This window comes from Sphingomonas mali NBRC 15500 (assembly GCF_001598415.1).
GTDB lineage: Bacteria > Pseudomonadota > Alphaproteobacteria > Sphingomonadales > Sphingomonadaceae > Sphingomonas > Sphingomonas mali.
This window is the reverse complement of record NZ_BCYX01000048.1, coordinates 20,152-27,741: the sequence shown is the minus strand read 5'-3', so window position 1 is coordinate 27,741 and position 7,590 is coordinate 20,152. Positions and strand designations below refer to the sequence as shown.

Here is a 7,590-nt window from a genome sequence, read left to right as displayed (position 1 = left end):
GCGCCGAACTCGCTCATGCGCTTTGACAATCCAGATAGTCGCTCCCACTCGGCTCCGTCGAGCGGGCCCCTCCCTCTCCCACAAGGGGAGAGGGCTTTCAGCCCCTAGAAATGCAACTGCACCCCAATACGGTAGGTGGACCCATAACGCTCGCGCTCGACCAGGAAGTCTTTCTCCCCTTGGTAATGACGCCAGGGCGCGTCCGTCAGATTGGCCGCGTCGACATAGATCGTGTATTGCGGCGTGACCTGTAAACCCACGTGCAGGTCGAGCTGTCCCTGCGCATCCCAATAGGAATCGGTCGCGGCGCTGGTGCCGACCACGTCGGAGAAGGCCGAACGGTAATTGAACGCCAGCCGCGCGGTCAGGCCGTATTTCTCGTAGAAGACGCTGACATTGCCGAGGTCGTGCGACTGATAGGCGAGCGGGATCGCCCCGGCGCGGAACCCCGGTCCGGTGGCATGGCCCCAGACATGCGTGTAATTGGCCGACAGGCCGAAGCCGCTGAGGAAGCCCGGCAGCCCGGTGAACTGGGTCTGGACGTTGACCTCGACGCCACCGATGAACTCCTTGTCCATGTTGGTATATTGGGTGAGGTCGATTTTCGGATAGTCGGTTGCCGACGCGCCGGGAATGTCGCCCGGATTGGCGATCCCCTTCTGGACGATCTGATAGATCGGGTTCTTGATGTCCTTGTAGAAGAAGCCGACGCTGAACAGGCTGTCCCTGGTCGGATAATATTCGATCGCGGCGTCGAAGTTGACCGCTTTGTAGGGCTTCAGGAAAGGATTGCCGGCGGCGACCGTGGCCGGATTGGGATCATTCGGCGTCACCGTGATGAACGGCGCCAGCGTGCTGTAATTGGGACGGCCGATCGAGGTCGTAACCGCTCCGCGCAACAATAGATCGGGCATCGCCTCGAACCTGACGTTCAGGCCGGGGAACCAGTCGGTGTAACTGTTCGTGGCGCGCGCGTTGAAACCGTTATTGGCGGCCAGCGCGGCGGCATAGGCCGCGTCGGTCGTGATGGTCTTGCCGATCGCGGTGATCGCCGGACCAACGATCTTGGCCGCGGTCTGGTCCCGGGTATTCTCGACGCGCACACCGGGGATGATGACCAACTTGCCGAACTTCAGCGTCACCATCGCATAGCCCGCCAGGATGCGTTCCTTGACGTCGTAATCGGGTGCAAGCGAGCCGCCCAGATTGCCGGCATAGTCGAAGGTCGCAACTTTCGGATGCGCGGCGAGATAGGCTCGCGCCTTGTTCCAGTCGATCCGCTGACCGAAGGTGAACTGGCCGTTGTAGAAATCGCTGTCGCCCAGGAACCCGACCGTATCGAGCGTCCAATTGGCGCCCTTGGTGCTCTTGTAGCTGGTCAGGTCGTGGTCGTCATTCTTGTGGCGATCGAGATATTTGAAGCCGATCTGGAACGACGAATCTGTGCCGATCGCCAGCGGGTGGCTGTAATCGGCCCTGCCCTGCCAGATGCGTTCGAAGGTGAAGCGATGCTCGGCTTTCAGCTTGCTCTGGATGAAATTGGTCGGATCCGAAAAGATCCCCGCGTTCGCACCGCTCGGCACCAGCGTATAGGGATAGGTCGAGGGGTCATAGGTCGCAAAGAGCGGGTTGGTCTTGGGCGGCGTATAGGTGAAAGTGAATTCGCTGCGAATCGGGTCGACCTTTTCGGCGCGGGTCCAGCCGCCCGACATCGACAGCTTGCCGCCGCCCACGTTGAAGTCGCCGCCCAGGGTCACCGATTTGGTGTTGTCGTCCTCTTCGCGATGGCGAACCAGGATTGTCGCGGTGGCCGGGAGGGTGGACGGCGTGAGCGCGTTATAGGCCGCGCTGCCCTTCGTTGGGAAATTGATCGCGAGCAGGTTCTGGTCGCGGGTCTCGTGGTCCTGATATTTGGAATAGCTCGACCGGATGTAGAGCTTCACGTCGTCGCTGGGCCGCCAGTCGAAATTGCCGACGACCCCCAGCCGCGTGCGGAACAGATTGTAGTCGCGATAGCCGCCACCCGACGGAACGGACACGCCGCCGACGTTATTGGTCCAATCCGAAGAGCCCTGAAAATTCTCCGATTCGATCGGGCGCCGCGAATAATTGACCGATAGCACCGCGCCGAACGTCTCTCCGGCGCCGAAGCGGCCGCCGATCGTGCCGTCCACCTCATAGGGCGATTTCTTGTTGATGCCGTACAGGCCGATCGCGCCCCGCGCGTCGAAGAAGAACGGGGCCTTGCTGTCGAACGCGGTCTTGGTCCGGACATTGACCTCGCCGCCGATCGCATTGGCATCCTGGCTCGCGAGCAGCGATTTGGTGACGACGACCGACTGGATCATCGCCGAGGGAAGATCGTCGAGCTTGACCACGCGGCCGTCCGGCTCGGGCGCGGGCAAGGTCTGGCCGTTGAGCGTGACGTTGACGAGGCTCGGGTCGATACCGCGAATGACGACGTAGCGCCCTTCCCCCTGGTCATTGGCAACCGACAGTCCGGGCAGGCGCTTGACCGCCTCGGCGACGTTCTGATCGGGAAGCTTGCCGACATCGTTGGCGTGGAGCGTTTCGACGAAATTGTCGGCGTCGCGCTTCTCGGAAGTGGCTGCGCGCAACGCGGCGCGGCTGCCGGTCACGATGATGTCGCCGCCCTGCTTGTCGGTCGGCGCCGCGCCGCCGTCATTGGCCTGCAGCGCGTCACTCGGGGTCGGCGACGCCGCGGCGGTCTGCCCGTCGAGCGCGAAGGCCGGCGTCGCGGCGCACAGCGCGATAACGGCAAGAGCGAAGCGCGACGCAGTGCCGCGCAGCTTGGTGCTGATCATCGAAGGCCCCCAGTTGCGCGCCTGGCGCGGCGCGTCTTCGATAGGCCGCCTAGGCGTGTTCGGAGACTCTTCGGCTACGACCGCGCGTCGTTGCGGTTGCGGTTCAATGACGGTGATGTGACGGGCGTTGAAAAGCGGGCAGTACCGAAATCGCCGAACTCGAAATAAGGGCTCCCGTACCGGAGACGCAGTTATTGCCCTTCCTTGCGAAGCGTGTCCGAGACAATCGCGAGGGCTTGTTGGAAGTCCTCGTCGTGCTGCGCGTAGCCGATACGGACATGGCTCGGATCGCCGAAACAGTCTCCGGGGGCAAACAAGACACCTGAGACGGCGAGCGCCTCGCAGAACGATCGGCTGTCGCGGCCATCCTCGAACCAGGGATAGGCGGTAGTGCCACCTTGCGGTCGCGCCCAGCGAAGCCCGTGTCTGTCATCCGCGAAAAGGTGATCAAGGAGTGCGAGATTCGCACCGGCAACCTTTTCAAGACGTGCCAGAATCGCGGCACTATGGCGGAGCGCGTGGGCCGCGAGACATTCGAGCGGAGGAGACCCGCTGATGGTGAAGTAGCTGCGTGCATCGACGATGCGGGCCCGTCGCGCGGGATCCATGTCGATCAGCCAGCCGGTCCGAAGGCCGGGCAGCGACATCGCCTTGGACAGGTCGCTTGTCACGATGACATTCTCGATGCCGGCTGCCGACGCCTGGTATTCGCCGAAGTAGAGCGGGTGATATACCTCGTCGACAATCAACGGAATGCCGCGCTCGCCCAGAGCCTTGGCCAGCCTGACGAGGTCGGCGCGCGGCATTACCGACCCCGACGGGTTGTGCGGCGTATTGACCACGACCGCCGACGTCGATGCGTCGACGCGAGCAAGCACGGCGTCGGCGCGCTGGCTGAACCGATCCGATCGGTCCAGCGGATAGACGCGCGGCCCGAGCCGCCAGGCTTCCGCCATGGCGGCGTAAGCGGGATACCCAGGGTCGGGGAGTAGCACCGTGGCCCCCGGGCGCTCGAACAGGCAGAACAGGATCGACAATGCTTCGGATGCGCCCGTGGTCGTGACGACCCAATCGGGATCGGCGCCATGGAAATCGGCCACCGCCTCGCGCAATGCTCGACCACCCTCGGGCGGCGCGTAACTCAGGATCGTGTCCTCGACCGACACTCCGTCGCCGAGCGCGCGCAGTTCCCCGACCGTCCAGCGCGGACCCGTGCTGGAGGCGAGGTTGTGCGTGATCGGCGGGGTCGCGAAATCGTATTTCGAAAGCCAATGATCAAGCTTGAACGACGGCAAATCCATCCTCGCTCCTTCGATCTACGGTGCCGCCGGATTTACGGCGCCGCTGCCCATCGCGATCACGCCATCAGTTTCTCGCAAGCGTCGAACGTCTCGCGGAAGGTCTGGATAATCGCCTGGTACGGCGCCGGGCTCGCCATATCGAGGCCGGCACGCTTGAGGATCTCGGTCGGATAATCGGATCCGCCCGATTTGAGCACATTCAGGTAATTGTCGCGCTCCTTGGCGCCGCCCTTCAGGATCGACCGTGCGAAGTACGACGCCGCCGAGATCGAGGTCGCATATTGATAGACGTAGAAGCTCGAATAGAAATGCGGGATATACGCCCATTCGGACGCGTAGGTGTCCGAGATCGCGACCTTGGACCCGTGATAGCGTTTGAGCAGGTCGAGATACATCGCGCTGAACTTCTCGCCCGACATCCCCTCGCCCGCTTCGGCCTTGTCGTGCGCAGCGAGCTCGAACTCGGCGAACATCGCCTGGCGGTAGAAAGTGCCGCGCATGCCCTCTAGCTGCATGCCGAGATAATAAAGCTTCTCCTGCTTGGTTTTCGCGTTAGCGACCATGTACGCGGCGAGCAGCTGCTCGTTGCAGGTCGAGGCGATCTCGGCCAGGAACAACGGGTAATCCGACTTCTCGTACACCTGGTTCTTGTTGGCGAGCAGCGTGTGCATCGCGTGGCCCCATTCGTGCGCGAAGGTGGTCATGCCTTCGTAATTGTGTCCCAGGTTGAGCAGCAGGTAGGGGTGCAGATCATAGGCCGCGCCAGGGTTCATGTACGCGCCCGATTTCTTGCCCGGCCGCGGGAACGGATCCATCCACTTGCCCGCGGTCGCCTTGCCGAGCAGCTCGACATATTCGGGGCCGAGCACCTTGGTCGCCGCCAGCGTGTTGGTCCGCATGTCGGCGAGCTCGGCCTTCTGATCGAGTTTCACCAGCGGCGGATAGATATCGTAATAGGCCATGTCGGGCAGGCCGAGCAGCTTGCGGCGCAGCTCGAAATAGCGATGCAGCTCGGGCAGGCCTTTGTTGGTCTCCGCCACCAGCGTCCGGTACACACCTTCAGGGACATTGTTGCTCGACAGCGACATGGCGAGCGAGGTCGGATATTTGCGCGCCTTCTTGCGGAACACATCGGCCTTGAGCTTGGCGGCATAAGCCGCGCCGAGCGAATTCTGGAATTTGCCGTACTCGGCCCAGAAAGTGTCGAACACCAATTTGCGGTCGGCGCGATTGGGCGCGTCGCGGTTGAGCGTATAGGCTTGGTCGTCGAGCCGCACTTGCTTGCCGGTCGACAGGGTCACGCTCGGCCAGGGAATGTCCGACGCCACGAGTTGCTCGCGAATGTCGCTTGGCCCCGACAAAGGCGAGCCCACGCCCGCCAGCAGTGTCTCGCCCTCGGGCGACAAGGTGTGCTCGGCCTGACGCAATGTGTCCGCTAGCGCAAAGTCGAAGCGCTTCTTCAGCGTCTCGTTCGACGCGATGAATCCCTCGATCTTGGCCTTGCCGAGCGACAGTATCTCCGGCGTCGCCCAGGCGGTCGCCTCACCTAGCGCGGTGAACAGGTCGATCGCCTGCGCCTGGCGCTCCTGATTGGCCGAGACGCGCAGATCGGCATCGGCATTGAGGCTGGCATAGGTGTAGACCTTGCTCGCTGCGCGGCCGATATCGGACTGCGCGACCAGGAAGGCGGCAAGCGTCTCGGCGCTCTCGCCCAATTTGCCCTGGTACTTGGCCAGGCTCGGCACCTCGGCCAGCGTTTTCTTGCGCGCTTCGTCCCAGGCCGCATCGTTCGGATAGAGGTCGGTCAGGTCCCACATCGCGCCGGGCGCCGCTTCCTGCGCCCAGGCCGGCATCGCCGCGGCAATCGACACCATCGCTGCAGCGGTGAGCGCCTCACGGCGCGAAAATTCGGTCATGCTGTTTCCCTTTGAGCGCGCCGGTGGACCGGCATCGAGTGGACGCGTCCATCCTGCCGCGACGAACGGCCAAAGGGAAGAGTGTCTTACCGGCCTAGCGCACTAATAGTTCGCTAGCGGCCGTTCGCCTCCATCATGCGTTGCATCAATCGGGCGTCCGAGACCGCATCGTGGCGGCAACCGCCGTCGCGAACGGCAAGGCACAGGCGCTCCCCGCCCTCGCCGCTGCAGCCAAGGCGCCTATAGTTGGCCGGAATAGTGCTGCGGCCGGGCGCCGCGATGATCGCGTCATAGGCCTGCGCGGTCGCCGCGAACTGGGCGCGCTCAGCGGCGGCGTCGCGGCCGAGGACATAGTAAAGCGGGATGCGGTCGAGATAGGTCTGTCCGCCCGTCGCCCAATAATTGCCGTCGACCAGGGCCACCCCACAAGCCGGCCGGCGCGCTGCTTCGCGCGCGAGCCGGTTGCCGCTCTCGAACCGATGCCAGCCGAGATCGGCGACGTCCGATGCAGCCAGCGCCGCCGACGCGATACCCCATGAAGCGACCAGCGCGACGATCACCGTACGGACCGGGACCCGTCCGCGCAATCGCTCGACGAGATCGACCGAGCCGATCGCGGCGAGCAGGATCGTGATCTCGCCAGTCAGCAGAATGAAGCGATATTCCTTATGCCCGATCGCCAGATGCACCGCGAGATTGACCAGCGCCGCCGTCGCCAGCGCCGGCGATCGGCGAGCGCCCAGGATCGCACACCACAGGATCGGCACGATCGCAACCTGCCAGTGCAGCCACAGCATCTCGGCATAGGCTTCGACCCCGAACTCGCCGAACTGCGCCGCCTTGTTGGCGATCAGGTTCTGCTCGACATTGGCCCAGGCCCAGCCGAACGGCCATTGCCCCATGGCGAGATCGACCGCCGAACTCGCCGCCGCCGCCAGCAGACCGCCTATCGCCAGCCAGAGCCAGTCGCGCCAGCGCAAGCCGAACGCGACCAGCGCAAACGCGGCGATGGCGGGCGCATATTGGATGCGCAGGATCGCCGCGAGCATCAGCAACGCGCCACCCGCGATCAGCCGTCGGCGCGACGCTCCTGGCACGGCAATCGCGGCACCGGATAGGAAGGCGGCGACCGCCAGCGGCTCGGTCAGGACATGAACCGAAAAATAGACGCTCTCATACCAGACCGCGATGACCGCCATGGCGACCAGTGCATGCGCCCGCGATACGCGGCGCCCGATCGCCCAGGCGGAGATCACCGGAGCGAACGCCAGCGACGCTGCGAAGGCGCGTGCGAGCAGAAGATACAATAGCGATCCGGGCGCCAGCATCTTGCCCAGCGCCATCGGCCCGGCCAGCAGCACCGGCACCAGCCAGCTGCGCATTCCGGCGCGATATTCCCACGGCACCAAGCCGGTACCGAACACCAGCCGGTGCGCCTGTTCGAGATATTGCAGCGCCTCGTCGGGATGGTGGATCGCGAATGGCGCGAAGGCGACGATACGCAACGCGATCGCGATGGCCGCGATCACCAGGAACGGCGTCATTCGC

General features: G+C 64.0%; 4 protein-coding genes. All 4 read right to left on the bottom strand.

Annotated features, from left to right (window positions below):
- Positions 1–104: 104 nt before the first annotated feature.
- Positions 105–2,825: a TonB-dependent receptor gene (locus SMA01S_RS20940; protein WP_066826959.1), complete on the bottom strand. Its 2,721-nt coding sequence runs from the start codon at positions 2,823–2,825 to the stop codon at positions 105–107.
- Positions 2,826–3,016: 191 nt separating this feature from the next.
- Positions 3,017–4,126, bottom strand: coding sequence for a pyridoxal phosphate-dependent aminotransferase (locus SMA01S_RS20935; protein ID WP_066826958.1), 1,110 nt, complete (start codon positions 4,124–4,126; stop codon positions 3,017–3,019).
- Positions 4,127–4,182: 56 nt separating this feature from the next.
- Complete coding sequence (pepF, locus tag SMA01S_RS20930; protein WP_066826957.1) at positions 4,183–6,042, bottom strand: oligoendopeptidase F; 1,860 nt, start codon at positions 6,040–6,042, stop codon at positions 4,183–4,185.
- A 113-nt stretch (positions 6,043–6,155) separates the two neighbouring features.
- Complete coding sequence (locus SMA01S_RS20925) at positions 6,156–7,586, bottom strand: glycosyltransferase family protein (RefSeq protein ID WP_218016940.1); 1,431 nt, start codon at positions 7,584–7,586, stop codon at positions 6,156–6,158.
- Positions 7,587–7,590 lie beyond the last annotated feature (4 nt).

Coding starts and splice junctions, on each gene's coding strand:
- SMA01S_RS20925 (WP_218016940.1), bottom strand. CDS start 7,586: ATGACGCCGTTCCTGGTGATCGCGGCCATCGCGATCGCGTTGCGTATC.
- SMA01S_RS20940 (WP_066826959.1), bottom strand. CDS start 2,825: ATGATCAGCACCAAGCTGCGCGGCACTGCGTCGCGCTTCGCTCTTGCC.
- SMA01S_RS20935 (WP_066826958.1), bottom strand. CDS start 4,126: ATGGATTTGCCGTCGTTCAAGCTTGATCATTGGCTTTCGAAATACGAT.
- pepF (WP_066826957.1), bottom strand. CDS start 6,042: ATGACCGAATTTTCGCGCCGTGAGGCGCTCACCGCTGCAGCGATGGTG.